The sequence below is a fragment of the Arthrobacter sp. 147(2020) genome, assembly GCF_013116715.1.
In the GTDB taxonomy this organism is placed as follows: domain Bacteria; phylum Actinomycetota; class Actinomycetes; order Actinomycetales; family Micrococcaceae; genus Arthrobacter_D.
In genome coordinates this window covers 145873-170966 of sequence record NZ_JABFOM010000006.1, presented here as the reverse complement: position 1 = coordinate 170966, position 25094 = coordinate 145873, and the positions used below count along the sequence as shown (strand labels likewise).

Annotated in this window: 23 protein-coding genes and 1 pseudogene; 14 read left to right on the top strand and 10 right to left on the bottom strand. The window is 65.7% G+C overall.

What is annotated here, in order from left to right:
• A pseudogene (locus HMI58_RS06860) lies at positions 1 to 319 on the top strand (hypothetical protein); the annotation flags it as partial.
• Positions 320 to 357: 38 nt separating this feature from the next.
• Here the strand turns inward: HMI58_RS06860 and HMI58_RS06855 are convergent.
• The 3 genes from HMI58_RS06855 to HMI58_RS06845 all read right to left on the bottom strand — a co-directional run bounded on the left by HMI58_RS06855 (position 358) and on the right by HMI58_RS06845 (position 4773).
• Positions 358 to 2154: a biotin carboxylase N-terminal domain-containing protein gene (locus HMI58_RS06855; protein WP_171618611.1), complete on the bottom strand. Its 1797-nt coding sequence runs from the start codon at positions 2152 to 2154 to the stop codon at positions 358 to 360.
• Between the two features lie 190 nt (positions 2155 to 2344).
• Complete coding sequence (locus HMI58_RS06850; protein WP_171586362.1) at positions 2345 to 2971, bottom strand: Maf family protein; 627 nt, start codon at positions 2969 to 2971, stop codon at positions 2345 to 2347.
• An 83-nt stretch (positions 2972 to 3054) separates the two neighbouring features.
• Positions 3055 to 4773, bottom strand: coding sequence for a DUF885 domain-containing protein (locus HMI58_RS06845; RefSeq protein WP_171618610.1), 1719 nt, complete (start codon positions 4771 to 4773; stop codon positions 3055 to 3057).
• 159 nt (positions 4774 to 4932) lie between these two features.
• Here HMI58_RS06845 and HMI58_RS06840 point away from each other — a divergent pair, with 159 nt between their 5' ends.
• Complete coding sequence (locus HMI58_RS06840) at positions 4933 to 6195, top strand: serpin family protein (RefSeq protein ID WP_171618609.1); 1263 nt, start codon at positions 4933 to 4935, stop codon at positions 6193 to 6195.
• A gap of 34 nt (positions 6196 to 6229) precedes the next feature.
• On the opposite strand, the gene HMI58_RS06835 is transcribed toward HMI58_RS06840, so the two are convergent.
• From HMI58_RS06835 to HMI58_RS06825, 3 genes are all read right to left on the bottom strand, one after another.
• The gene (locus HMI58_RS06835; protein WP_171618608.1) at positions 6230 to 8287 is read right to left on the bottom strand and encodes an acyltransferase family protein; all 2058 of its coding nucleotides are present in this window, start codon (positions 8285 to 8287) and stop codon (positions 6230 to 6232) included.
• 74 nt (positions 8288 to 8361) lie between these two features.
• On the bottom strand, positions 8362 to 8619 hold the full coding sequence (locus HMI58_RS06830) for an acyl-CoA carboxylase subunit epsilon (RefSeq protein WP_318779156.1): 258 nt from the start codon (positions 8617 to 8619) through the stop codon (positions 8362 to 8364).
• A complete protein-coding gene (locus HMI58_RS06825; RefSeq protein WP_171618607.1) occupies positions 8616 to 10235 on the bottom strand; it encodes an acyl-CoA carboxylase subunit beta in 1620 nt (539 codons plus the stop codon). Before HMI58_RS06825 ends, HMI58_RS06830 begins: the two co-directional genes overlap by 4 nt.
• 211 nt (positions 10236 to 10446) lie before the next feature.
• On the opposite strand from HMI58_RS06825, the gene HMI58_RS06820 reads away from it, so the two are divergent.
• The gene (locus HMI58_RS06820) at positions 10447 to 11307 is read left to right on the top strand and encodes an NAD(P)-dependent oxidoreductase (protein ID WP_171618606.1); all 861 of its coding nucleotides are present in this window, start codon (positions 10447 to 10449) and stop codon (positions 11305 to 11307) included.
• Here HMI58_RS06820 and HMI58_RS06815 read toward each other — a convergent pair.
• Positions 11304 to 12236, bottom strand: coding sequence for a DUF559 domain-containing protein (locus tag HMI58_RS06815; protein WP_225667945.1), 933 nt, complete (start codon positions 12234 to 12236; stop codon positions 11304 to 11306). The genes HMI58_RS06820 and HMI58_RS06815 overlap by 4 nt on opposite strands.
• Positions 12237 to 12519: 283 nt before the next feature.
• Here HMI58_RS06815 and HMI58_RS06810 point away from each other — a divergent pair, with 283 nt between their 5' ends.
• The 4 genes from HMI58_RS06810 to HMI58_RS06795 all read left to right on the top strand — a co-directional run bounded on the left by HMI58_RS06810 (position 12520) and on the right by HMI58_RS06795 (position 16076).
• Entirely contained in the window at positions 12520 to 13401 is an 882-nt protein-coding gene (locus HMI58_RS06810; RefSeq protein WP_171618605.1) for a biotin--[acetyl-CoA-carboxylase] ligase, read from the top strand.
• A gap of 18 nt (positions 13402 to 13419) precedes the next feature.
• Positions 13420 to 13980 (top strand): PH domain-containing protein, encoded by a 561-nt coding sequence (locus HMI58_RS06805; protein WP_171618604.1) that lies wholly within the window; start codon positions 13420 to 13422, stop codon positions 13978 to 13980.
• A 34-nt stretch (positions 13981 to 14014) separates the two neighbouring features.
• Positions 14015 to 15196 (top strand): adenylate/guanylate cyclase domain-containing protein, encoded by a 1182-nt coding sequence (locus HMI58_RS06800; RefSeq protein WP_171618603.1) that lies wholly within the window; start codon positions 14015 to 14017, stop codon positions 15194 to 15196.
• A 112-nt stretch (positions 15197 to 15308) separates the two neighbouring features.
• Complete coding sequence (locus tag HMI58_RS06795; RefSeq protein ID WP_171586355.1) at positions 15309 to 16076, top strand: protein phosphatase 2C domain-containing protein; 768 nt, start codon at positions 15309 to 15311, stop codon at positions 16074 to 16076.
• 62 nt (positions 16077 to 16138) lie between these two features.
• On the opposite strand, the gene HMI58_RS06790 is transcribed toward HMI58_RS06795, so the two are convergent.
• Positions 16139 to 16894, bottom strand: coding sequence for a LysE family translocator (locus HMI58_RS06790; RefSeq protein WP_171618602.1), 756 nt, complete (start codon positions 16892 to 16894; stop codon positions 16139 to 16141).
• A gap of 130 nt (positions 16895 to 17024) precedes the next feature.
• Here HMI58_RS06790 and HMI58_RS06785 point away from each other — a divergent pair, with 130 nt between their 5' ends.
• Positions 17025 to 17936 (top strand): LysR substrate-binding domain-containing protein, encoded by a 912-nt coding sequence (locus tag HMI58_RS06785; protein WP_171618601.1) that lies wholly within the window; start codon positions 17025 to 17027, stop codon positions 17934 to 17936.
• A gap of 21 nt (positions 17937 to 17957) precedes the next feature.
• On the opposite strand, the gene HMI58_RS06780 is transcribed toward HMI58_RS06785, so the two are convergent.
• Positions 17958 to 18395 carry a hypothetical protein gene (locus tag HMI58_RS06780; RefSeq protein ID WP_171618600.1) on the bottom strand — a complete coding sequence of 146 codons (438 nt, stop codon included), beginning with the start codon at positions 18393 to 18395 and terminating at the stop codon, positions 17958 to 17960.
• A gap of 35 nt (positions 18396 to 18430) precedes the next feature.
• On the opposite strand from HMI58_RS06780, the gene HMI58_RS06775 reads away from it, so the two are divergent.
• From HMI58_RS06775 to HMI58_RS06750, 6 genes are all read left to right on the top strand, one after another.
• Positions 18431 to 19144 (top strand): VOC family protein, encoded by a 714-nt coding sequence (locus tag HMI58_RS06775; RefSeq protein WP_171618599.1) that lies wholly within the window; start codon positions 18431 to 18433, stop codon positions 19142 to 19144.
• A 173-nt stretch (positions 19145 to 19317) separates the two neighbouring features.
• Complete coding sequence (locus tag HMI58_RS06770) at positions 19318 to 19755, top strand: hypothetical protein (protein WP_171618598.1); 438 nt, start codon at positions 19318 to 19320, stop codon at positions 19753 to 19755.
• Positions 19756 to 19824: 69 nt separating this feature from the next.
• On the top strand, positions 19825 to 20712 hold the full coding sequence (locus HMI58_RS06765) for a hypothetical protein (RefSeq protein WP_171618597.1): 888 nt from the start codon (positions 19825 to 19827) through the stop codon (positions 20710 to 20712).
• A gap of 44 nt (positions 20713 to 20756) precedes the next feature.
• Positions 20757 to 22937 (top strand): NAD-dependent DNA ligase LigA, encoded by a 2181-nt coding sequence (gene ligA / locus HMI58_RS06760; protein WP_318779155.1) that lies wholly within the window; start codon positions 20757 to 20759, stop codon positions 22935 to 22937.
• Positions 22934 to 23785: an inositol monophosphatase family protein gene (locus HMI58_RS06755; RefSeq protein ID WP_171618596.1), complete on the top strand. Its 852-nt coding sequence runs from the start codon at positions 22934 to 22936 to the stop codon at positions 23783 to 23785. The genes ligA and HMI58_RS06755 overlap by 4 nt, the downstream gene beginning before the upstream one ends.
• Positions 23782 to 24234, top strand: coding sequence for a DUF2087 domain-containing protein (locus HMI58_RS06750; RefSeq protein WP_171618595.1), 453 nt, complete (start codon positions 23782 to 23784; stop codon positions 24232 to 24234). The genes HMI58_RS06755 and HMI58_RS06750 overlap by 4 nt, the downstream gene beginning before the upstream one ends.
• Before the next feature lie 20 nt (positions 24235 to 24254).
• On the opposite strand, the gene HMI58_RS06745 is transcribed toward HMI58_RS06750, so the two are convergent.
• Positions 24255 to 25091, bottom strand: a complete 837-nt coding sequence (locus HMI58_RS06745) for a formate/nitrite transporter family protein (RefSeq protein WP_171618594.1) — start codon at positions 25089 to 25091, stop codon at positions 24255 to 24257.
• Positions 25092 to 25094 lie beyond the last annotated feature (3 nt).

Genomic DNA, 25094 nt, shown 5'->3' with positions numbered 1-25094 from the left:
CCAGCGCGGACGCGTCGGGCAGCAACCCCCCCCCGAGCCGACGACGAACACGCCGGTGGCCCCGGCGGCCACCCCGGCCGAGACCCCCACCCCGCCAGCCGAACCCTCGCAGGACGAGGACCAGGACGAGGACCAGGACGAGGACCAGGACGATGGCGAGGGTAGCGAGGATACCGGTCCCGCCGGCGACAAGGCGCAGCGGGATGCCGAACGGGAGCGCGAAAAGCAGCAGCGCGAGCAGGAGAAGCTCGAGAAGGAACAGCGTGAGCAGGCCGAACGCGAGCAGGAGCAACGCGAAGACGCCGACGACGACGCGTAGCAACAGGTGCCCCGACCTGCACGGCCGGTGTGGTGTGCCTAGTCGGAAATGGCGGCGATCACGGCGCCGGCCGCCACGGTGTCCCCCGGGGCGGCGCTGAGGCCGGACAGGGTGCCGGATTTGTGGGCGGTCAGGGGTTGTTCCATCTTCATGGCTTCCAGGACCACGATCAGGTCTCCCTCGGAGACGAGGTCGCCGTCGGCAACTGCCACCTTGACGATGGTGCCCTGCATGGGGGAGGTGAGATCGTCGCCGTCGGCCGCTGCTGCCGACCCGCCGCGTGTGCGCAGTGCCTTCTTCGGCTTGCTGGCGGTACCCTGCCGACCTGTACCGCCCAGGCCCGCTGGTAGGACCACTTCAAGGCGCTTGCCGGCTACCTCGACCGTGATGCGCTGGCGGCCACCGTCCTCGTCGGACGCCGAATCGGCCGCATCCGCCGGGCTCCACGGCGCGATGGTGTTGGTGAACTCGGTTTCAATCCAGCGAGTGTGGACGGTGAACGGTCCGTCGGTCGGGGCGAACGCGGGGTCGGAGACGACTGCGGCGTGGAACGGCAGGACCGTCGGCATCCCGATGATGCGCATTTCGGCGAGGGCACGCCGGGCACGCTGCAGCGCCTGGGTGCGGGTCGCGCCGGTGACAATGAGCTTCGCCAGCATCGAATCGAAGTTCCCGCCAATGACTTCGCCGGCTTCGATCCCTGAATCGACCCGGATACCGGGTCCGGTGGGGAGGGTAAGGGTCTGGACGGTGCCGGGGGCGGGCATGAAGTTCCGGCCGGCATCCTCACCGTTGATCCGGAACTCGAAAGAATGGCCGCGGACGGTCGGGTCGCTATAGCCAAGGGCTTCCCCGCGGGCGAGGCGGAATTGCTCCCGGACCAGGTCGATGCCCGTAACCTCCTCGGAGACCGGGTGCTCCACCTGCAGCCGGGTGTTCACCTCCAGGAAGGAAATGGTCCCGTCCTGGCCCACCAGGAACTCGCAGGTTCCGGCACCCTGGTAACCGGCTTCCCGGAGGATGGCTTTCGACGCCTCGTAGAGTCGCCGGTTCTGGTCCTCGCTGAGGAACGGTGCCGGCGCTTCCTCAACCAGTTTCTGGTTGCGCCGCTGCAGCGAGCAGTCACGGGTGGAGACGACGACGACGTTCCCGTGCGCATCAGCAAGGCACTGGGTTTCCACATGGCGGGGTGCGTCGAGGAACCGTTCGACGAAACACTCACCCCGTCCGAACGCCGCGGTTGCCTCGCGGACCGCCGAGTCGTAGGCCTCGGGGATGTCGGCTGCGTCCCGGACCACCTTGATGCCACGGCCGCCGCCGCCGAAGGCGGCCTTGATGGCGAGGGGGAGCCCAAACTCGTCGGCGAAGTCCTGGACCTCGCGGACGGAGGCAACCGGATCCTTTGTGCCGGGGACCAGCGGGGCGCCGACCTTCTCGGCGATGTGGCGGGCCTTGACCTTGTCACCGAGTTGGGAGATGGCTTCCGGTGAGGGGCCGATCCAGGTGATCCCCGCGTCAATGACCTTGCGCGCGAACTCGGCGTTCTCGGACAGGAAGCCGTAGCCGGGATGGATGGCGTCCGCGCCGCTGCGCTGCGCGGTCTCCAGGATGCGGTCCATCACCAGGTAGGAGTCGGCGGCGGTGCTGCCGCCCAGGCCGTAGGCCTCGTCGGCGAGCCGGACGTGCAACGCGTCCCGGTCCGGATCGGCGTAGACCGCAACCGATACGAGGCCCTCGTCGCGGGCTGCGCGGATGATGCGCACGGCAATCTCACCGCGGTTGGCGATCAGGACCTTGGTAACTGGATTTATTGCAGCGGAAAAGGACTCGCTCATGGTGTGGTCTGGCTCCTTCGTATCTGTTCGGAGCCTAGCGCCATATTGTCGTTTATGCCCATAATCCATGCGGATAGCGCGTGTGGCGGCCGGTTTCTTTGTAGGGATGCTACAACGATAGCCGCGGTTGCACCTCTAAATAGTGAGGTATCCACCGGCCAGTGTGCGGGGCAGGTGGCGTGCCCGCCGGTTAGGCCCAGAAGTCCATGACGGTCAGGTTCGCCGAGGCCAGCAACCCGCGCAGGGTCGAGACGCTCAGCCCAATAACGGCGTGCGGATCGCCGTCGACCCGGGTGATGAACGCCCCGCCCAGACCGTCGATGGTGAACGACCCGGCGACCTGGAGCGGTTCGCCGGTGGCCACGTAGGCATCAATCTCCTCGTCCGAGAGCTGGGCGAAGTGCACCGAGGCGGAGGCGACGGCGCCCACGGTGGCGCCCGATCCGCCGTCGGACGCGGCACGGGTATCCACGAGCCAGTGGCCGGTGTGCAGGACGCCGAACGAGCCGCTCATCCGGCGGATCCGGGCGCGGGCAATCTCCGGTTCCCAGGGCTTGCCGTGGGCGGCTCCCTCGAATTCGAAGATCGAGTCGCAGCCGATCACCAGTGCGCCCTCGGAACCATCCGCCTCCGCGACAGCCTCGGCCTTGGCGCGGGCGAGCAGGAGCGAGGTGTCGAAGGCGTCCAGCGGGCCATACGCGGCGGCGACGGCGTCCTCGTCCACATCGGAGACCAGTACCGAGTGGTGGATACCGGCATCGGAGAGGACCTTGGTGCGGGCGGGGGATGCTGAGGCGAGGATCAGGCGGGAAGTCATACTTCAGCTTAGGCACGTCGGGGCGCGACGGTGTACCGTCGCGCCCCGCTACAGCAGACTGATCCCTCGCAGGGTGACGGCGTCTAGCCGACCAGCGCCCGGCGCAGCGTGTCGAGCCCGACAGATCCGAGGTTCAGCGCGCGGGTGTGGAAACCGCGCAGGTCGAACGCGTCGCCTTCGCGGCCCCGGACCTCGTCGCGAATCTGCTCCCAGAGCCGCTGCCCAATCTTGTACGAGGGGGCCTGACCCGGCCATCCCAGGTAGCGGTTGAACTCGAAGTCCAGTTGGCCCTCCGAGATGGCGATGTTCTTCTTCAGGAACTCATAGCCCTTGTCAGGCGTCCAGGTACCGGTGCCCCAGCGTTCGGGAACGTCCAGTTCCAGGTGAACCCCGATGTCGAAGACCACCCGTGCTGCCCGCATCCGTTGTGCGTCGAGCATGCCGAGCCGGTCGCCCGGGTGGTCAAGATAGCCTAGTTCCTGCATCAACCGCTCGGCGTAGAGCGCCCAGCCCTCGCCGTGGCCGGAGACCCACACCGCGTTGCGGCGCCAGTTGTTCAGCAGCCCGCGCTGCATCGTGGCCGTCGCGATCTGCAGGTGATGCCCGGGAACACCCTCATGGTAGACGGTGGTGGTCTCCTTCCACGTGGTGAAGGAGTCCTCGCCCTCCGGTACCGACCACCACATCCGGCCGGGACGGGAAAAGTCGTCGCTGGGCCCCGAGTAGTAGATGCCGCCCTCATGCGTCGGAGCGATCTTGCACTCGATGGTGCGCATGATGTCGGGGATATCGAAGTGGACCCCGGCCAGTTCGTCGACAGCCTTGTCGGAGAGCTGCTGCATCCAGGCCTGCAGGGCGTCGGTGCCCTGCAGCTGCAGTTCGGGGGTCTCGTCGAGGATCTTCATGGCTTCCTCGACGGAGGCGCCGGCCTTGATCTCATTCGCCACTACCTCCTGCTCGGCGATCACCCGATCAAGCTCTTCGACTCCCCACCGGTAGGTCTCCTCTAGATCGACGACGGCGCCCAGGAACCGTCGCGACATCAGCGCGTAGTGATCGCGGCCCACCGCATCCTTGGCCGGCGCCGCGGGGAGCACCTCATCCTGCAGGAAGGCGCCGAGGCGTCCGTAAGCGGCCCGCGCCGCAGCCGATCCTGCTACCAGGTCCTGGCGCACCTGGTCCGGCAGCGCGCCGTCGTCCAGCGACGCGTTCGACACGAACTCATCGAAGAATCCGCCGTCCTCCGCGTACTTAGCGGTCTGGCCGATCACGATCTTGACCTGGCGCTCGGCGGCAACCAGACCACGGTCCTTGCCGGAGCGCAGGGAGCTGATATAGCCGGAAAGGGCATCGGGGATGTTGTGCATGCGGCCGGCGATATGGCCCCACTGGTCGGCCGTCGCGGTGGGCATCAGGTCAAAGATCGCCCGGATCTCCTGGGCGGGGGATGCGAGGTTGTTCAGATCGGCCAGGTTCAGCCCGGTCGCGTGGATTTCCAGTTCAAGGCCGAGACGCTCCTGCATGGCGTCGAGGGTGACGCGGTCGACGTCGTCGGCGGGTTCCAGATCGGTGAGACGACCGAGGGTTTCCCTCGTGGCCTCGGCCCAGGCCTCGAGGCCGGCAGGGGAGTAGTCGCGGTATTCGGTTTCGTGGCCGGGGAAGCCGAGCTCGGTCGCGAAGCCCGGATCGAGCTCCAGCAGGGTTTCGGTATAGGCGTCGGCGACGGCGTCGATAGCGGTCTTGGCGCGCGTCGGTAGCGAAGCGGGCGACTGGCTAGCTGTGGCGGGGGTCTCATTGTTCACAGATCGAGCCTAGCCGTTTTGCCGCCCGAGTGGTTGCTTTGAGCCACGGTAATCGGCTGTAACCGGATTGTGCCCTGCGTTCCCGGTCGGTGCCCCTGCTGGGGAAGTACCTTGGACTCAGTGATGCCGCCGCGGGCAAGGAAGCGAAGGGTGAGATCAATGGTGCGGGTTCGCAGAATCGTCGCAGTGGCCTGGCTCTCCGCCGCCACGATGGCTCTGACGGGGTGCACCCCCACCGCCCCGGATCTTCTCAGCGCCGACGAGGTTGACCGTGCAGCCGTTCAGGTAGGGGACTACCCGGAGGCAGTGGCCAGCCTGCGGGACTCATCGTTCCGGCTGGGCGCAGTGATGCTCGCCGGCGCCGACCCGACCGACAATGCGGTGACGAGCCCGGTCAGCGCCCTGTATGCGCTCTCCATGCTGCGTGCCGGGGCAGCGACGACGACGGCGGCCGAGATGGACGAGGTGCTCGGTTTTCCTGCCGAGAACCGCGACGAGGCAATGAACGCGCTGCTGGCCCTGTGGCAGGAACACGACGGTGATCCCGGGACAGTCGACGAGGACGATCCGCCCGAAGCCCCGCTCCTGCACCTGGCGAACGGGATCTTCATTGATCGCGGCCTGACCGTGGGGGAAACCTTCCTTCAGACGCTTGCTGCCCAGTACGGCTCGGGCGTGTACCCGGTGGACTTCAGCGACCGCTCCACCGAGGACACGATCAACGCCTGGATCAGCGAGCACACCGGCGGCCGGATCGACCAAGCGCCGCTGGACTATGATCCCGACACCCGGGTCAGCCTGCTCAACACCGTCTACTTCGCGGCGGCGTGGGCAACCCCCTTCGACCCCGTGGATACCGCGCCCGGGCCGTTCCAGCTCGCCGATGGCGGGACCATCCAGGCCGACATGATGCGGCAGCTGGGGTCGGCCAACTATGCCTCCGGGGACGGGTGGACCGCAGTGGATCTGCCCTACAACGAGGGTTTCCAGATGCGGCTGATTCTGCCGGATCAGGGAGGATCGCCGGTGATGAGCGCGAGCCAGCTCGCTGATGTCCGGGTGGGGATGGAGAGCGGATCAGCGGTCGACGTCGGCCTCGTCTTGCCGAAGTTCGATCACCGCTACCACCAGGATCTGTTGGAGCTGCTCGCCAACATGGGCCTGACCGAGACCTTCGGCCTGGACCCCGACTTCAGCCCGATCAATCCGGCCCTCTTCGTCTCGGGAGCGGCACAGGACGCCAACATCACCGTTGCCGAACGAGGCACGATCGCAGCAGCCGTCACGCAGATCAACATGGTCGAATCGGGGATGCCTACCCCCGACGTGGACTTCGTCCTCGACCGGCCGTTCCAGTACCAGATCATCCACACGGAGACCGGCATGCCCCTGTTTATGGGGACAGTGACGGATCCCCGTTGACGTCGGGGCGGCTGGCGGGAGCGTGGGCGGGCGGCTAGTCCAGGGATTCCAACAGACGTCGTTCGAACTCAGGCACCATCGTCCTGATATAGGTTTCGCTGAGGTGGTTGTCATCCATGTAGACGAGGACGTTGCCGATCACCGGTGGGCAGACCCCGTCGGGGCAGATCAGGTCGGTCAGCTCGATCGAGTGCAACGCAGGGAATCGGGCGGCCAGCTCATTCACCGGGTTCACCGGCGCCAGCTTGTCTCCGACGTCGAAGGTGCAGGATGGGTCATCCTGCCCGGAGCTTTCCACACACTCAGGAATGTTGATCCCGAACCGTGGATTGTCACGGATGGCGATGACCTGGGCGCCGCCATCCATGATCCGCTGTGCGGCTTCCTCATAGCCGGGAACAAGGCGGTCGTCGGGGCGGGTGTGGTGTGAGGTGGAGGAAACGGTGAAGACCAGGTCGGGATTCACCTCCTCCAGGTAGGAGAGCACATCGGCGTTCCACTGGTCGCAGTTCTCGACCGGTTCCTGTCCGACCGGCGCACCGAAGGGGCACTGCCCTTTGCGCAGCACCACGAGGTCCCAGCCCTGGCGTTTGGACACGGGCTCGATCGCTGCCACCCACTGCTGCGGGTGCGATGCCCCGACAACGACTGCCAGCTTGGTCGGGTCCTCAACTGTCGACTGGGTGCAGCCAGCCTGCAATAAGCCGAAGGAGGAGGCGTCGAATGCGCCGGAACAGTCCTCCTCAAGATTGACCCATTCTCTGTCCAGAGCCGTCATCAGCGGCATCAGGGGAGCCTGGTCATCACCGAAGGGAACGAATCCCTCCCGGAGGGAGGCAGCGCCCGGGTTGTTGGCGTCATCAGCGGCTGCGGTCGCGGCGGTGTGGATTTGCAGTTGCCAGGCTCCCACCGGAACACCAACGAAGATGGCGCAGAGGGCGATGACGACGGCGGACCGCCTCCGTTTCCGTGCCGCCCACTTCAACTGTCGGATGGGTTTGTCGATGAACCGGGTGGTCACCATCGCCCAGAGCACTGATACGGCGATGATTGCCAGGCCCGAAAACAACCCGGCCGATTCCTGGTCCCGGTTGATCAGGAAGACCACCAGCAACGGCCAGTGGACCAGATAGAGGGCGTAGGAGGCGTCCCCCAACCGCACCAGCGGACGCGAGGAAAGGAACCGGTCCACGCCGAACCGGCTTCCGGTGCCGCCCGCGCTGATTACTGCTGCGGCGGCGAGGGTTGGCCAGAGCGCGATATAGCCGGGGAACTGCTGCTCCACCTGGAGGACGATTCCGACGGCGAGCATGGCGATGATGCCGACCCAGCCCAGGACAACCCGGCTCAGCACCGGGAGCCGAACGTAGGGCAAGGCCAGCGCTATCAGTGACCCGAGGGCGAATTCCCACAGCCGGGTGCGGGTGTCGAAGTAGGCAAAAGCCTGGTTTGTCGCGGTCTGCCACACGGAGTAGGCGAGCGACGAGGCGAATACCAGGCCGAACAACCCGATCAGAACCCTCCGCGGCTTGATCCTGAACCGGTGGGCGGCAACGGCGGCGCCCGCGAACAGCAACGGCCACAGGATAAAGACCTGGCCCTGGATGGAGAGTGACCAGAAGTGCTGGAACGGGCTCGCGGTGCTGTGGTCGGTGGCGTAGTAGTCGACCGAGTTCGCCGCGAGCAGCCAGTTCTGGAAGTAGAAGAGGGAGGCCCACGCCTGGTCGAGGATTTCCGTCCAGCGTCCCCGGGGGACGAAAGCCAGTACGGCTCCGAGGGTGACGACGATGGTCAGGGCCGCCATCGGTACCAGTCGCCGGAAGAGGTTGACCCAGTACCGCAGCAGGTCCAGCGGCGTCCCGGTCTCCAGCTTGCGGGTGAAGGAGAGGGTGAGGAGGAACGCGGAGATGAGGAGGAAAACGTCGACGCCCCCGGAGACCCGCCCCAGCCAGACGTGGTAGACCACCACCATCAACACGGCGAGGGCTCTCAGGCCCTGCACCTCCGGTCGGTAGCCGGATTTCACTGCCCCCGGCGCCGGAAGGATTGGTGCAGTCACCAATGGTGCGCGGCTGGTGTGCCTGCCGGTCATGTATCGATCTCCTCAGCCGACAGAATTACCTGACTATCCTAGTGGCAGGTGAGACCGCTCCCTCTCACAAGGGTCTAGCGGCCGCTGCGTTTCCAGGAGCCTGGCCCGGGCAGGGGCGCCAGGCGCAGCTGGTTCCGGCGGACCCAGGTGCGGTGCGGGGTTCCGGCGTCGGGCTCCGGGGAATCACTGGAGAGCGCGACGACGACGGCGGTCAGCGCCGCCAGCTCCTCGGCCGTCGGGGTGCCACGGACCACTGAAAACACAGCGTCCGCGGGGGCAACGGCGTCGTCGTCGGCCGCGGAATGGCCGGGCCGGATCGGGGTAATGGTCACAGGGGGATGTTCCCGTGCTTTTTGGCGGGGTTGGTGGCCCGTTTGTCGCGCAGGGCCCGCAGCCCGCGGACAATCTGCTGCCGGGTGTCCGACGGCGCGATCACGGCGTCGACGTAGCCCAGCTGCGCTGCCTGGTAGGGGTTGAGGAGCTCTTCCTCGTACTGGGTGATCACCTGGGCACGGGCGGCCTCGACGTCGCCGCCCGCGTCGGCCACTGACTTGAGGTGACCGCGGTAGAGGATGTTCACGGCCCCCTGGGCTCCCATCACGCCGATCTGCGCGGTGGGCCAGGCCAGGTTGAGGTCGGCACCGAGCTTCTTGGAGCCCATCACGATGTACGCGCCGCCGTACGCCTTGCGGGTAATGACGGTGAGCTTGGGGACGGTGGCTTCAGCGTAGGCGTAGAGCAGTTTGGCGCCCCGGCGAATGATGCCGTTGAACTCCTGATCCTTGCCGGGAAGGAAGCCGGGCACATCCACGAGGGTGAGGATCGGGATGTTGAAGGCGTCGCAGTTCCGGACAAAGCGGGCGGCCTTTTCGGACGCGGCGATGTCCAGGGTGCCGGCGAACTGCAGCGGCTGGTTGGCAACGATCCCGACGGTGTGGCCCTCCACCCGGGCGTACCCGATCATCACGTTCGGTGCGTAGAGGGACTGCATCTCGAGGAAGTGGCCGTCGTCGACAATCGTGGAGATCACCGTGCGCATGTCGTAGGGCTGGTTCGCCGAGTCGGGGATCAGGGTGTCGAGCTCCTCATCCTCGGCGGTGAGCTCCAGCTGCTCGACGAACTCGGTGAGCGGTGCCTCGGCCAGGTTGTTCGAGGGCAGGAAATCCAGCAGCTCCCTGACGAAGTCGATCGCGTCGCGTTCGTCGGAGGCGAGGTACGCGGACGTCCCGGTGGTGGAGTTGTGCTGCCGCGCGCCGCCGAGGGTCTCCATGTCGACGTCCTCGCCCGTCACGGTCTTGATCACGTCGGGTCCGGTGATGAACATGTGGGAGGTCTTGTCCACCATCACCACGTAGTCGGTGAGGGCGGGGGAGTAGGCGGCACCGCCCGCGCAGGGCCCCATGATCAGGGAGATCTGGGGGATCACCCCCGAGGCGTGGACGTTGTTCCGGAAGATGTCGGCGAACATGGCCAGCGAGGACACGCCCTCCTGGATCCTGGCGCCGCCGCCGTCGTTGATCCCAACCACCGGGCAGCCGTTCCGGAGCGCGAACTCCTGGACCTTGACGATCTTCTCGCCGTTGACCTGGCTCAGCGACCCGCCGTAGACGGAAAAGTCCTGGCTATAGACGGCGATCTGGCGGCCCTCCACCGTTGCGTACCCCGAGACGACGCCGTCGCCCAGGGGTTTCTTCGCCTCCATGCCGAACGCCGTCGACCGGTGGACCGCCAGGGCGTCGAACTCGACGAAGGAGCCGGGGTCCACCAGCAGGTCAATGCGCTCGCGGGCGGTGTTCTTGCCCCGCGCGTGCTGCTTCGCGACCGACTCGGGGCCGGACGGTTGCTGCGCGAGTCCCTCGCGGCGACGGAAATCGGCGAGCTTCCCTGCGGTGGTGGTGAGGTCGATCGAGTGATCCTGCGCGACCAAAGGTACTGAGCCAGGCTGCATTGAGTCTCCGGGTTGACGGTGAACGGGCCGTTGTCGGGGTTAAGTAGGTTCTCCACAAAACCTCCGGCGTTTCACCCAGTCTAGTGACGGTTCTGGCCGTCCGGACTGTAGGACACCTACAATTTCCGCTTCGCTGTGTTAGCTCCACGCCGCATGTTACCCACGAGTAACAATTAGGTTTTTCGGGCCTCCGCCCCACTATTCTTACTTCATGACTGCCAGCAACGACGCCCCGCGTCAGTCCAGCCCAGCCACCCTTGCGGGTCGCACCATTCTCATGTCCGGCGGTAGCCGGGGGATCGGCCTCGCGATCGCCCTGCGCGCCGCGCGCGACGGCGCCAACATCGCCCTGATGGCCAAAACGGGGGAGCCGCACCCCAAGCTCGACGGCACGGTGTTCACCGCCGCCCAGCAGATCCGCGACGCCGGAGGCAACGCCCTGCCCATCGTCGGCGACGTCAGGAACGACGACGACGTCGCTGCCGCCGTCGCGGCGGCCACCACCGAGTTCGGCGGGATCGACGTCGTCGTGAACAACGCCTCGGCCATCGATCTTTCCCCAACCCGGGACGTCAGCATGAAGCGTTATGACCTGATGGCCGACATCAACGTCAGGGGTACGTTCCTGTTGAGCAAGCTGTCGCTGGAGGCGCTGCTGGCCTCGGAAAACCCACACATCCTGACACTGTCGCCGCCATTGAACCTGGAACCGAAGTGGGCCGGCATCCATTTGGCCTACACCATGGCGAAGTACGGGATGAGCCTGACCACTCTCGGACTGGCCGAGGAATTCAAGGCCGAAGGGATCGCGGTGAATTCACTCTGGCCGCAGACCCTGATCGACACCGCTGCGATCCGTAACCTCCCCGGCGGAGAGCAGATTGTGCACGGCGCCCGCAATGCTGAGATCGTCGCCGACGCCGCCCATGCGATCCTGGTTCGACCCTCCCGCTCCTGTACCGGCAACTTTTTCACCGACGAGGGCGTGCTGCGCGACGAAGGTGTCACCGACTTCTCCAGGTACAGCCTGGGAGCCACCGAGGACCAGCTGGTCCCCGATATCTTCCTCTAGCCGGGCCACCCCTGGCGGCGGAGCGCGCTCGCGGCTTTCGCCACGATCCAGTTGCTCCCCTGCCGGAGGTCCAGTTTGTTGAACCTGACCTGGGCCCAGCCGAGTTCGGCTGCCCAGGCATCGCGGCGGGCGTCGGCTGACTGCTGTTCAGGGGTCAGGTGATGGGAGCCGTCGTACTCAAGACAGGTCCGATACTCCTCGCACCCAAGATCGGTCCAGAATGCGACGCCCCCTGTCGGGTCGAATACAGGGCAATCGACAGTGAAGCGTGGAAGTCCAGCATCCTCAAGTGCCAACCTGACCCGGGTCTCAGGGGGTGAATCGACACCCACCCTTAGCCTGGCGAAGGCGGCGCGCGCGGCCGGGATTCCCTGCGTTCCGCTACGGTGGTCCAGAAACTGGCCCAGAGCGGCGAGTTGGATGATGGCGCGCTTCGTCTCGCCGAAGGACCGCTGGTGCGAGCAGACGAGATAGTCGCCCGCACACACGAGGTCCTCGTGTGTCAGCAAGCCGGCAAGGTCCAGCCAGGTGCGAGCCGGTGTTGTCACGGGCACACCATCGCGATCGAGGACGTCGCCCGGTTGGAGTGCGAGCCGATGCCCGTGCACGCCGCGCCGGCGCGGCACAGCTTTCCCTGCGCTCCGGGACAAATGCAATACCGTATCAACGCTGTACCGGCTTGGCAGCGGTATCCCATGGATGGCCGCTGCGGTGGTGTGGCTGATGAAGGACCCGGGGGCCAATTCGGTGTAGGGGCGGCACCGATCGAGGATGCCCTGAGTGGATTGTCGGGGCACCCGGATGCCCCTGCTCGGAAGGCTCAGGTCGCTGGCCCGGGTCCGGCTGCGCGGAACGCCGATGGCTGCCGCGGCGATGGTAGTGAATGACCGCCCGTCGATGGGTCCAGGGAGCGGCATGCGCTGTGTCATGGCTCCATTGGAGCGCAAACAGACGTGCCACGGGATTGTTATCCACAGCGTTGGACCGCGTGTGCAGTTGTGGCGGGTAGGTCCGGTCGGCACCGACGAGAGTCACCAGCATTTGTGCAGTTGTGGCGGGTCCATTGTCCGGCGTCCGGTGTCCGTCGTCCCTCGTGTGCAGTTGGGGCGGGTGGTGGGGCGGAGAACCCACCAGAGGTGTACAAGCCAGGTAGGGGGACCCGCCACAGCTGTACAAATGCCCGGCCAAAGCCGTGCTGGGTAAGATCGCTGTATGACTTCCCGCTACTCCAACCTTGAACGCCCCGGTTTGGACGAAGCGGCGCTCCGGGACGCCCTGTGCGCGCCCAAGGGACCGTACGGCAGGCTCGACGTCGTCGCCGAAACCGGATCCACCAATACCGACCTGGTCCAGCACGCCCAGCACCGGGCGGGCGAGTGGCCGGACCTCAGCGTCCTCACGGCCGAACAGCAGAGCGCCGGACGCGGACGGCTGGACCGCCAGTGGATAGCCCCGGAGCGGTCCTCGCTGATCGTGAGCATCCTGTTCCGACCCCGTAACCCGCAGGGCCGGCCGCTGCCCACGCAGAGCTACTCCTGGCTCTCCCTGCTCGCCGCGCTCGCACTGGCGGAAAGCATCGAGGAGCGCACCGAGATCAGTCCCCAGCTCAAATGGCCCAACGACGTGCTGGTCGACGGGCGGAAACTCGCCGGTGTCCTGGCGCAGCTGGTCGCCGACGACCGTGGGGGGCCAGCGGCCGTCGTCGTCGGCGTCGGAGCGAATGTGTCCCTGACCGACCAGGAGCTGCCCGTCCCCAGTGCCACCAGCCTGCTGCTCGAATATGCAACCACCACCGACCGGAACGTGCTGCTGCGGGCGTTCCTCCGCCGGCTCGCCGACCACTATGCCGCCTTCCAGGCGGTCGACGGCGACGCCCGCCGTGAATGGGCGGACGGCACTACCCTCGCGCAGCGGGTGAGTGACCGCATGGTGACCCTGGGTGAGCGCGTCCGGGTCGAGCTGCCGGGCGGGATGGAACTTTTGGGCCGCGCGCTGGGTCTTGATGCCCACGGCGCGTTGCTGGTCCGCGACGACGACGACGAGCTGCACACTGTCACGGCGGGCGACGTCGTGCACGTGCGGCAGGTCCCCTGACGTGGGCGGCTGAGCACTGTGCGACTGAAACTCGCGCCGGGGGAGCATGTGATTGTGCGGACCCGTCCTCACCCGCGGCCGCTGGCGCTGCCGTTCGTGGGAGTGCTGGTGGTCCTGGCGGCGACTGGGTTCGGGCTGGGTCTGCTGAGCAGGCAGGGTCTCCCGCCCACCCTGGTCGACTGGGTGCCGCTTGCGGTGATCCTTATCCTGGCGGTGGCGGTCCTGATCCTGCTGCGGATGTTTGTGCGGCCATTGATGCGCTGGTGGGGAATGCGGTACATCCTGACCAGCCGCCGGCTGATCACCCGCCGCGGGTTTTCGACCCGGCGCGAGCATGAACTGGCGCTGGCAAGCATCTACCAGCTGGACACTTCCCAGACGCTGCTGCAGCGCTCCACCGGCAGCGGAAACCTCACGGTGGATCTGGGTCGCGACCGGACCGTGGTTTACCCGGACATGCCCCAGGTCCACACGTTCAAGGAGTTCATGGTGGAGGCGATCGGCGACCTCCCACTGACTGTGATGTTTGATGGTGTAGACATGGAAGCTGACCCGGTGCACGACCTCGAGGGTTATTGATCACCGGATGACAGCACGGACGGGAGAAGAGCGGATGACGGATGACGACCAGTCCGACAGGGAACAGGACGAGTCGCAGCCCACCCCTGCCCCGGAATCGGCGGGGAACGGCTCCGAAGCGATCAGGGGTTACGAATCGGGAACCGACGTTCCTCAGTTGGAAGTTCCCCAGGTGGAGCTGAGCCGCGAGGCGATCCGGAACCTGGAGATCGAACTCCTCGGTGCCGAGCGGACCCTGCGACGCCGTGACGTTGCCGCCCGCGCAGGGGTGTCCCTGCTGTCGGCACGCAAGCTCTGGCGGGCCATGGGCTTCCCGAACATCTCCGACGAGGACGTTGCCTTCACTGAGAAGGACAAGGATGCGCTGATCACCATCATCGAACTGGTCCGCAGCGAGAAGGTCTCCGAGAACGCCGCCATCTCCATCACCCGGGCCATCGGGCAGATGACCGACCGGATGGTGGTCTGGCAGATTGAGGCACTGGTCGAGGAAATGGCTGCGCAGCGGCAGATCCCCGACGCCGTCGCCCGGAAGGCCCTGGTCGCCGAACTGCCCGACCTCATCGAGCCCCTGGAGAAGACGCTGGTCTACGCCTGGCGCCGGCAGTTGAACGCCGCGGTCCAACGGCTCGCACTGCGGGCCGAATCCGGTCTCCAGGCCAGCGCGGAGGGCCGCATGGGCGACGAGGACGACGCCCCGCTGCCCCTGGCCCGCGCCGTCGGCTTCGCTGACCTGGTCTCCTACACCAGTCTGTCCCGGCAGATGAATGAGCGCACCCTGGCCCACCTGGTGCAGCGCTTCGAGAACGTCTGCGCCGAGATCATCTCGGTCGGTGGCGGCAGGCTCGTCAAGACCATCGGCGACGAGGTGCTCTACATCGCCGAATCGCCGGAGGCCGGTGCCGAGATCTCCCTCGCGCTGGCCAAGGCGTTCACCGAAGATCACCTGCTGCCCTCGGCCCGCGTCTCAATGGTGTGGGGCCGCATCCTGTCCCGTCTCGGCGACATCTACGGGCCAACGGTGAATCTGGCGTCTCGCCTGACCTCGCTGGCGGAACCCGGCACCGTGCTGATCGACGCGTCGACGGCTGCAACCCTGAGGGAGAACGAACGGTTCGTCCTGATCCCGCAGAAAGCGCGAACCATCAGGGGCTTCGGCGAAGTCACGCCGGTGACCCTCGCACGGGGCACCGGCACCGGACTGGTCCTCGACTAGCGACGATGGGCAGAAGTGCCCATCGTCAGTGGCCTCTAGGGACGGTCGGCTAGGGTAGCCAAGTAACTACGTGACACATTGCATGTGACGGAAGCTGGATGACAGGGCGTAAATGACAACCGACGACACATCGGCCGCGGGCCTCGACCTCACGGTGAGCTGCGGGTACGCGTCGGACGTCGGGCTGCGCCGCGAGCACAACGAGGACTCGCTCATCGCGGCGAACCCCATCTTCGCCGTCGCCGACGGGATGGGTGGCCACGAGGCCGGCGAAGTGGCCAGCAGCATCTGTATCCGCACTCTTGGCGAGAGCCGGATCGCCGGACACCCTTTCCCCGATCTTGACCCTGATGAACTGCAGGAACTCCTGGTCCACGCCGATGAGCAGATCCGCGCGGAGACGGGCGGGCGTGCCGGTACCACCCTGAGCGGGACGGTGCTGGTGCAGGAGACGGGCGTCCCCTACTGGCTGGTGTTCAACGTGGGTGATTCGCGCACGTACCGTTTCAGCCAGGGCGGTCTGGAGCAGATCACCGTTGATCATTCCGAGGTGCAGGAACTCGTGGACTACGGCCGGATCACTCCCGAAGAGGCCCTGACCCACCCGCGACGGCACGTGGTCACCCGGGCGCTGGGCACCGGGAGCGATATCGACGCCGATTTCTGGCTGATCCCCGCCGCTGCGGGCGATCGCATGCTGGTCTGCTCGGATGGTCTCATCAACGAGGTCGGTGACGAACAGATCTTCGACCTGCTCGCCTCGATCGCGCACCCCCAGGAGGCCACCGATGCCCTGGTGCAGGCGGCGCTGAGGGCCGGTGGCCGGGACAACATTTCGGTCATTGTTGTCGATATCGCAGGCGACGCAGCAGAAAGCTAGGACGGCGCAGTGACCCGGTACGTCCTCGCTGGCTACCCCTGGTAGTCAGGGCTAGCCGTGGATCAGGTCATGGCGACGAGAACGGGGGTCATGGTCATCAGGCCCAGAGCGATGAAGATACCCCCTGACACCCGCTCGATCCACCGGGTGACAGCTGGCCGATTGAGCCAGACGCTGGCCGTATGGGCTCCGAAGGCAACCATGACGAGGTAGCCGCCAATCACCACTGAAACGGTCCCGCCGACGACGGCGATCACGTACGGCGCACCGGTGCCGGCCGGGGTGAACTGGGGGATGAGGGCAAGGAAGAACAGGCCGGTCTTGGGGTTCGTGATGCAACAGAGTATCCCTGCACTGAACGCCTTCCATCCCGACGTCGCCGCTGCCCGGGTGTCAGTCACCGATGATTCCAACAGCGCCGCTGACACCGCCGGGATCGATGGCGAAGGCAACTGCTCTTCGGCCGCCGACGGCTCCGTGGCAGTCCCGGCTCCGGCCGTGACCCGCCTGGTGGCTGGCGCTGCGACCCGGGCGCGAGGGTGGCTGGTCAGGGAGCGGTAGCCGAGGTAGAGAAGGTACAGCCCTCCCACCACGCGCAGCGTGTGGAACGCGGCAGGGGAGTCCTGGAAGAAGGTCGCCACACCTGCTGCGACCAGGGCTGCCCAGACGAACACTCCCAGTGCGGAACCCAGGGCTGCACAAAGTCCGGTCCGGCGGCGACGCAGTGAGTACTTCAGGGTCAGGAGGGTGTCCGGCCCGGGTGTGATCGCCAGGATGACAGCGACACCCAGAAGGGCGAGGTAGTTCGCTGTGGTCATTGAGTGGTTTCTTTCTGATCAGCGGGGGAAATGTGGAACCGGGTGTTCCGCATTCCAGAATGACATCTCCTGCCAGATGGCACCAGCAGATATTTAGCGACAATTGGCAGTCAACGACATATGATGAGGGATGATCGATCCCCATAAGCTCGTCATCCTGCGTGCCGTCATCTCCGCGGGATCAGTGCACGGCGCAGCCGCCGGGCTGCACCTCACCCCCGCCACCGTTAGCCAGCACCTGCGCGTCCTCGCACGTCAGACCGGACTGGTGCTGTTCGAGAAGCGGGGCCGGGGGATCGACGCCACCCCGGCCGCCCTGCATCTGGCCGAGGAGAGTGGCCAGGCCCTGGCAAGCCTGGAGCGGCTTGACCGCAGCGTCGCAGATCTTCGGGCTGGCCGCGCGGAACAGATCACGTTCGCCTGCTTCGCATCAGTGGCCCAGGCCTGGATGCCCCATGTGGTGGGGGTTTTGCGGGACCGGTTCTCTGCCACAGTGGTCGAGATCATTATCAGCGAACTTCAACCGGGCGGGACCAGGTGGCAACCGGACATCGACATTCGCAACGAACCCACTGACGGTGATCCATTGAATCTTGAGGGCTATCAACGACATGTTCTCGCCGAGGAGAAGCTGGATCTGGTGCTACCGGCGGATCATCCCCTGTGCTCCCAAGAGGTGGTGGACATGATTCAGCTCAGGGATGAGCCATGGATCGATCACGACATCAACGATGGCCCAACCGGGCAGATCATCGCCCGGGCCTGCACCACCGCAGGGTTCACGCCCCGGTATGTTGCCCGGCTGGACGACCACCATGGTGCACTGAGCCTGACGGCAGCCGGGCTGGGGGTGACCATGCTTCCACGCATCGCCCTCACCCGGCTGCCCGATAACCTGGCCATCCGTCCTCTTGCGGGCCCCGGGGTCGAACGCCGAATAGTAGCCTTCACCAGAACGCATCCGATTCGCGCCAGGATTATCCATACCGCCCTGACCGCGCTGCGTGAGATTGCCGGTCAGACCGAAGCCTTGAGTCGCTGAACGTCAGTCCTCCGGTGGACGCTAGGGGTGGGATTTACCCACGGGGTCACCGGCAGTCTCAGCCCCGTCAACAGCGGGTGGGAAGAGGCGCCGGACGCCGCCGCGGGCCAGCATCAGGACGATGATCAACGCGGTCACCTGGAAAAATCCGCCGAGATAGACGGCGTCCCCGAAGACCAGAGCCACCACCTCCAGCACCAGGAATTTGCTTCCCGGCAACACCAGCAACAGGGCGATGGCGTTGATTGCCCGGGCGGTACCGGTCTGTGCGTCGCGTACCCGCCGGATGATCAGTTTCTTCACCCGCAGTACCAGTTCCAGCACGAGCTTCAGCAGGATCGCCGTGAGCAGTGCCAGGATGAACGTCTCCGAGATGACCGCTGGAAGCAGCTGGATGAACAGGCCGAGAACCACCAGGTAGACGAAGACGTCAACGAGATCGATCGGCCGGATCCGCATGCAGCAATGTTAACGCTGGAGGTAGGGTGTGGACCATGTATCTGGAGAACATCGTCATTGACGCGATGGAGCCGCATCGCCTGGGACAGTTCTGGGAGGCAGCGCTCGACGGCGAACGGCTCACCGACGAGCCCGGCATCTTCGAAACACGGCTGGCCGTCGATGGCGGACCGGCGCTCGATCTATGCTTCCAGCGCGTCCACGAACCGCCGTCGTCGGAACCCCGGATTCACCTGGATCTGCTCGGCGGGAATCGCCAGGCCGACGTCGTCGAGCGGTTGCTCGGGCTCGGTGCACGGCATCTCGACATTGGACAGGGCGGTGTGCCCTGGACCGTGCTCGCCGATCCGGAAGGCAACGCCTTCTGCGTCATGAATGAGCGGCCGGCCTATTCCAACACCGGACCTATCGCTGCCCTGCCGATCGATTCTGCCGATCCGGAGCGGGACGCCGCGTTCTGGTCGTGGCTCACCGGATGGCCCCAGCTGGCCGGATCGCCCACCACGTTGCGGCATCCCTCCCATCGCGGCCCATTGCTCGAGTTCTGTCCCGAGCCTGCACCGAAGGGAACCGCGAAAAACCGGCTTCACCTCGATGTCCGGCTCGAGTCCGCAGACAGCCCCGACGACGTCGCCGAGGGGATCGCCACCCGTGGCGGGCAAGAGCTCAACCCCGACTGGGGCGACCTGCCCTGGCGGATCTATGCCGACCCCTCGGGCAACGAATTGTGCGTCCTGCCAGCCCGATAACCTCGGGGCACCGAGGTTCTGCTAGTGATCGTGAACGACGGTTGTTGACCGGCGGAGAAGGATGAGAGGTTTACATGGTTGAGTTGCGTCTGGTTCCTCCGCCCGACCCAGAGAACCGTCTACCGGATGAGCCGTTGTCTGAGAATTACGTGGCTTGTCCTGATGGTGTCCTGGTGTCCGGGCACTACATCGAGTGGAATGGGAACTTTTACGAGGGCTACTCGATCGGCACCGACATGTGGATCAGGCACCGGGTCGCAGAAGATTTGTCGGCTGAATGGATCCCGCTTCCCGGCTCCTTCAATCCAGGGTCCGGGAGGACTACCTACCGCCGGAGGGTCCTGACGGCGGAAGTAGAACGCTATGTGAGCCTCACCTCCACCGGGATGTGGCGGGGACTTCAGTTCGGGATCATCGCCTACTCCGAAGACGGAACCGTTGCCGTGCGCGGGGGATACTCGCCGGAGATGATCGAACTGTTGGAATCTGGGGCAGCACCGCAGCTCGAGGCCGTGGAAGCGGGCCGGGCAGGTGTCATCGGGGACCTTCCTTGGTCGCAGATGTCAGATTTCAGCACCATAATGACCGATTTGGCCCTGCCTCAGGCCTAGGGTCATCCGCACTTCCGGACCCGTGGTAGACATGGGGCGTAGCCCCGGACACCAACGTAAGGACTCGCAGTGATTTTCCAGAAGGCCCTCAGCCCGGCACATGTTGCACAACTGGTGGAAGGCAACAGGGACACGGTGTCGGGTTTCGTGTTGAACGCTGCCGACGTCGTCGGGCTGTCGAAGGATCGTCTGTACCAAGCACATGGCGTGGGCTTCGCCGGGTCGCCCTGGGACCCCAACGCCGCCTACTTCGATGTGCTCCGCTTTGCCGAGCCGCCGGGCGTCTACGTTCACACGCCAATCGCCCCTGAGTTCGTGGATCGCCCGCCGTTCACGGGCAACGGCTTCGCACTGTTCGACGGCGGCTACGTGCCGCAATACTTCCTTGACGAGGTGAGGATCCCGCCTGCAGCTGAGCTGTACCGGATCACCCCGGACGGCAATGCCGCCTTCCTTGCCGTCTACCGCGATGTCGCCAACGGGTGGGCTTTGGCCCAGGGTTCGGGTTTGGCGACTCCAGCCCCTAGTCTGCCCTCTCTCGTCATGGGGTGGGTCGCAATCTGGGACGGCTTCCGTTTCAGCGCCGACCTGGTGAAGGAAAACACCGCTGTGATCCTCGCAGCAACCAGCCAGCCACCCGAAGAGGTTGGCGGATTCACCCAGACCGAACGCGGCTGCTGGGCCCGCGAAGTGCCCCTGTCGGATCTCGATGAGCTGTTCGAGCTCAACTCCACCTGCCGTTTCAAGGGCGAGCCGTTCAGGATCACCGCTGTGTCCCACGACGGCGAAACCCGCGTGTTCCGCCTTTTCTACACCGGTCACAACGCGGACACTGCCGAAGCTATGCGGCTGAACAAGTCCGACGCTGGCGTGTACTGGACAACAGTCCCCGAAACCGAGGTCACCGACGTCGAGCTGATCCAAAACACGTTGAAGGATCTCCGGGTCGGGTCGTAGCGGCACAACAAGCATCCTGCTTACTACTGAGGCAAGATAGGACTGTGGCCAGAACACCTGATAACCCAGACATCGAACTCGCTCCGGATCAGACCCCGGTAGATTCCCTGCGGGAGGAATACGACTCGCTGGCCGAGGAAGTGCGCCGTCACCGGTTTGCCTACTACAACGAGAACGCACCGACCATCTCGGACGCCGAGTTCGATGAGCTGTTCCGCCGGCTGGAGAAGATCGAGGCGCTTCACCCCGAGCTGGTAGCGAACGATTCCCCGACCCAGGAAGTCGGCGGTGACGCGTCCTCCGCATTCGCTGCCGTGGACCACCTGCAGCGGATGTACAGCCTGGAGGACGTGTTCTCGCTGGACGAACTGGATGTCTGGGTGAGCCGTGCCGCCGCCAGCGTTGAGTCCGTCAGTCCGGGGAGCACCATCAAGTGGCTGACCGAGTTGAAGATTGACGGTCTGGCAGTCAACCTGCTCTACCGGAACGGGGAGCTGGTGCGTGCCGCTACCCGCGGGGACGGCACCACCGGTGAGGACATCACGCACAACGTCCTGACCATCAAGTCGATCCCCAGGGTCCTCGCCGGGACCGGCCACCCGGCCGAGATGGAGGTCCGCGGTGAGGTCTTCTTCCCGTCCGCAGCGTTCGCCCAGCTCAACGAACGGATGGTCGCCGCGGGGAAGGCGCCGTTTGCCAACCCCCGCAACGCCGCAGCCGGTTCCCTCCGCCAGAAGGACCCTGCACTGACCGCCGAGCGCCCGCTGGACATGTACGTGCATGGTATCGGCGTCCGCGAGGGACTCGCAGCGCAGTCCCAGTCGGAAACCTACGGCCTGCTGAAGGAATGGGGCCTGCCCACCTCTCCCTACTACAAGGTGCTCGACGACGCCCCTGCGGTGGTTGACTTCATCGAGCACTATGGGAAACACCGGCATGACCTGTTCCACGAGATCGACGGCATCGTCGTCAAGGTCGATGATTTCGCGTTACAGCGGGCCCTCGGACATACCTCCCGGGTGCCCCGCTGGTCGGTGGCCTTCAAATACCCGCCCGAAGAGGTCAACACCCGGCTGCTCGACATCCGGGTGAACGTGGGCCGCACCGGCCGCGTCACGCCGTTCGGGATGATGGAGCCGGTCAAGGTTGCTGGCTCCACAGTCGAAATGGCGACCCTGCATAACCAGGACGTGGTCAAGGCCAAGGGGGTCCTGATCGGGGACATGGTGGTGCTCCGCAAGGCGGGGGATGTGATCCCGGAGATCGTGGGCCCAGTGGTCGCCCTCCGTGACGGGACCGAACGCGAGTTCGTCATGCCGACCGAATGCCCGTCCTGTGGCACCCCGCTCGCCCCAGCGAAGGAGGGCGACGTCGACATCCGCTGCCCCAATGCCCGGTCCTGCCCGTCCCAGCTGCGGGAGCGGGTGTTCCACCTCGCCGGTCGAGGGGGCTTCGACATCGAAGCGCTCGGGTGGGAAGCGGCGATCGCGCTCACCCAGCCCGCCGAGCCGACCGACCCACCGCTGACCTCCGAGGCGCAACTGTTCGACCTGACCCCCGAGGCGCTCGCCGACGTGCGGATCCTGCGGGACAAGCGGGTCAAGGGCGAGGTGGTTGGCAAGGAACTGGTGCCCTACTTCTACACCAAGGGCACCGCCAAGAAACCGTCCGAACCCAGCGCCAACACCCGGCGTCTGTTCACCGAACTGGAGAAGGCAAAGCAGCAGCCGCTGTGGCGCGTCCTGGTCGCCCTGTCGGTCAGGCATGTGGGACCGACGGCCTCGCGTGCCCTGGCCACAGCGTTCGGCTCCATGGACCGCATCCGGGCGGCCTCCGAGGAGGAACTGGCGAACGTCGACGGCGTCGGCCCTACCATCGCCGCGGCGCTCACTGAATGGTTCGCTGAGGACTGGCACCGGGAGATCGTTGACGCCTGGGCTGCCGCGGGGGTCCGGATGGAGGACGACGTCGACACCTCCATGCCCCGCACCCTTGAGGGAGTGACAGTCGTCGTGACCGGATCGCTGGAACGCTACAGCCGGGATGAAGCGAAAGAGGCGATCATCCAGCGCGGTGGCAAGGCGTCGGGATCGGTTTCGAAGAACACCCACTACGTAGTGGCGGGGGAGAACGCCGGCACCAAACTGGACAAGGCCGAAGCCCTGGGGCTGACGGTGCTGGACGAGGAAGGCTTCACCCGGCTGCTCGAGGAGGGGCCAGCGTGAGTGTTACCCCGACGGAGCTGCTGCACCTGGCAAAACAGGCTGCCTCTGCGGGAGCTGACGTGTTGGTCCGCCGGACAACCGAGGCCATGGGGTCGCAGAACAAGAGTTCGGACAGCGATTGGGTGACGGCTTTCGATCTGGCGGCCGAACGCGCCGTGCGGAATGTCATCTCCCGGTCCCGACCCCACGACGTGATCACCGGTGAGGAGCTTGGAACCACTGTTCCCGACAGGGCCTCCGGAGCCGACCAAGTGCGGTGGTCCATCGACCCGCTGGACGGCACCACCAACTTCATCCGCAACATTGTCTACTACTGCACGTCGGTGGCGGCCGCCGATGCCGATGGCCGCTGGCTGGCCGGGGTGGTCCATGCGCCGGCGCTGGACCGGGTGTACTGGGCAGCGGCCGGGCAGGGTGCCTGGGTGAGGGATCATGGCCGGGTGACCCGTCTCAAGGGCCCCGAGAACGGACGGGTCGGCGCCCTCCTGGGCACCGGTTTCACCTACGACGCCGCCGCCCGGGCGCAGCAGGTGGGGGAGTTGTCCTCACTCCTCGAGGGGTTTGGGGACGTCCGTCGGCTGGGATCGGCGGCACTTGACCTGTGCATGGTTGCGGATGGCACCCTTGACGGGTATCTGGAACGGGGACTGAATGAACACGATTGGGCTGCCGGCGTCCTCATCGCCGAGGAGGCCGGCGCCACGGTGCTCCGCCCGGATCTTACGTCCTCGCTCGACGGCGGGCCGGATGCAGCCGAACGGTTCGGAGCCTTCACCGCCGCCGGGACGCCGGAGCTGGTGCAACGGGCCACAGCACTGACCCTGCTCCCGCCGGGGAGCAACGCATGACCACGAGTTGGCAGAAGGCCTTCTCAACCCTCTCCGCACCACGGTTGCGCGAGCTCTACGCCGCTGCTGTGCTCGGCCAGCACACCGATGCGTCGACGAAAGAACTGGAAAAACTCACGACGGCGGGGCTGCTGACCACGCACGGCACGGTGAACGCCGACCTGTTCCAGGAAGTGCTGGCAGCCTCCGCCCGGAAGAAGCCGCAGGGAGTTGACCGGTTCTTCCTCGACGGACGATTGGACGGGTTGCCACGGAACCCTGCGGAGCGCACTGCGGTGCTTGAGCACCTGGCCGAACGGCTCATACCCGCGGACCAGGAGCTCTCCGAACGGGAAGTGAATCTGGTGCTCGCCACCGTCACCCGGGATATCCCCACCTTGCGCCGGGCACTGGTGGACTATGGCCACCTGGTCCGGCGCCCGGATGGCACCGGGTACCGACGCTCCTGAGCGTAAGGCTGTCGACGTCGTCAGCGCTCGTGTGGGGCGTCCGGATCCGCTGGAGCCTCCTCGCGCCGCTTCTCGATCAGTTCCTTGGTGCGGACCAGGCGAAGCAGCGTCACGAGGAGCAGTCCACCCAGCATGTTGAACGCCAGGGTGTATCCAAACCAACCGAGCCACTGCAGGTAGCTGATGTCGGCACCGGAATGGATGGCGGCGAAGATCAGCAGGGAATCCAGGATTGAGTGGAACAGCTGCAGGCCTGCCAGCAGGAATCCGCCGATGACCGTTGCCACGATCTTGGCGACGTCGTTGGATGTGCCCTGCTGCATCCGGCTCATCAGGGTGATGGTGCTCCCACCGAGCACGGCCAGCGCGACCACCTGCAGGGAGAACGGCGCATCAATGAAGTGGTGTGCACTCTCGGCAACCGTCTCGTTCCACTCCGGGAACGCCTGCATGACTATCCAGACGAAGGCCCAACCGCTGACCAGGTTCGCGACGAGGGTGCCTCCCCAGAGCTTGCCTAACTGCTTCAGGCTGCCCTCTTTAGCGACGACTGCCGCTACCGGCATCAGGAATTTCTCGGTGAACAGCTCACTGTGAGCCAGGAACAGGGCGACGAGGCCCACGCTGAATGCGAGCCCGGAGAGCAGGTGATCACCCGTCTCGTGCAGTACCGCCAGGTAGGCCATGATGCCCAACCCTATTTCGAACCCTCCGAACACCCCCGTGACCAGGATGTTCCGGAAGGTGCGATGCAGCCGCTCGGCACCCTCTTCGACGGTGTTGTCGAAGGACTCCTTCAGCTCATCCTCGACCGGGGCGTCTGTGTCCCCGAGTTCCCTTCGACGTGCTTCGCTCATAAC

Coding starts and splice junctions, on each gene's coding strand:
- HMI58_RS06855 (WP_171618611.1), bottom strand. CDS start 2,154: ATGAGCGAGTCCTTTTCCGCTGCAATAAATCCAGTTACCAAGGTCCTG.
- HMI58_RS06850 (WP_171586362.1), bottom strand. CDS start 2,971: ATGACTTCCCGCCTGATCCTCGCCTCAGCATCCCCCGCCCGCACCAAG.
- HMI58_RS06840 (WP_171618609.1), top strand. CDS start 4,933: ATGGTGCGGGTTCGCAGAATCGTCGCAGTGGCCTGGCTCTCCGCCGCC.
- HMI58_RS06835 (WP_171618608.1), bottom strand. CDS start 8,287: ATGACCGGCAGGCACACCAGCCGCGCACCATTGGTGACTGCACCAATC.
- HMI58_RS06825 (WP_171618607.1), bottom strand. CDS start 10,235: ATGCAGCCTGGCTCAGTACCTTTGGTCGCGCAGGATCACTCGATCGAC.
- HMI58_RS06820 (WP_171618606.1), top strand. CDS start 10,447: ATGACTGCCAGCAACGACGCCCCGCGTCAGTCCAGCCCAGCCACCCTT.
- HMI58_RS06815 (WP_225667945.1), bottom strand. CDS start 12,236: ATGACACAGCGCATGCCGCTCCCTGGACCCATCGACGGGCGGTCATTC.
- HMI58_RS06810 (WP_171618605.1), top strand. CDS start 12,520: ATGACTTCCCGCTACTCCAACCTTGAACGCCCCGGTTTGGACGAAGCG.
- HMI58_RS06800 (WP_171618603.1), top strand. CDS start 14,015: ATGACGGATGACGACCAGTCCGACAGGGAACAGGACGAGTCGCAGCCC.
- HMI58_RS06795 (WP_171586355.1), top strand. CDS start 15,309: ATGACAACCGACGACACATCGGCCGCGGGCCTCGACCTCACGGTGAGC.
- HMI58_RS06790 (WP_171618602.1), bottom strand. CDS start 16,894: ATGACCACAGCGAACTACCTCGCCCTTCTGGGTGTCGCTGTCATCCTG.
- HMI58_RS06785 (WP_171618601.1), top strand. CDS start 17,025: ATGATCGATCCCCATAAGCTCGTCATCCTGCGTGCCGTCATCTCCGCG.
- HMI58_RS06780 (WP_171618600.1), bottom strand. CDS start 18,395: ATGCGGATCCGGCCGATCGATCTCGTTGACGTCTTCGTCTACCTGGTG.
- HMI58_RS06775 (WP_171618599.1), top strand. CDS start 18,431: ATGTATCTGGAGAACATCGTCATTGACGCGATGGAGCCGCATCGCCTG.
- HMI58_RS06750 (WP_171618595.1), top strand. CDS start 23,782: ATGACCACGAGTTGGCAGAAGGCCTTCTCAACCCTCTCCGCACCACGG.
- HMI58_RS06745 (WP_171618594.1), bottom strand. CDS start 25,091: ATGAGCGAAGCACGTCGAAGGGAACTCGGGGACACAGACGCCCCGGTC.